This window comes from Frigoribacterium sp. CFBP 8751 (assembly GCF_014841545.1).
GTDB lineage: Bacteria > Actinomycetota > Actinomycetes > Actinomycetales > Microbacteriaceae > Frigoribacterium.
The window spans coordinates 1-334 of record NZ_JACYUB010000024.1; the positions used below are offsets into that span (position 1 = coordinate 1).

The window sequence follows — 334 nt, forward strand, 5'->3', positions numbered from 1 at the left end:
CGGTCAAGGTGCGCATGGCCTTCGTCACCCGCTCGTGCTCGACCCGGGTCTCGGCCGTCTCCGCCACGTCGTCTCGTGCGTCGACGAATTCCTTCGCACCGACCGCGAGGTCGCGGTCGCGTGAGGACTGGGAGGCGCGCACCCGGTCGACGGCACGGCGGTGCGCCATCGTGAGCAGCCACGACGATGCCTTGCCACGCGCGGGATCGAAGCGCCCGGCGGTCTGCCAGGCCTCCAGGAAGATCTCCTGCGTGACCTCCTCGGACTGCGCCGGATCGACCAGGATGCGACGGACCAGTCCGAGGACACGGGCGGCCGTACGGTCGTAGAAGAC

Annotated in this window: 1 protein-coding gene; it reads right to left on the reverse strand. The window is 70.1% G+C overall.

Annotated elements, in window-relative coordinates; translation table 11 throughout:
- A partial coding sequence (locus IFT88_RS16750; RefSeq protein WP_192122065.1) for a sigma-70 family RNA polymerase sigma factor occupies positions 1-334 on the reverse strand: 334 nt, incomplete at both ends.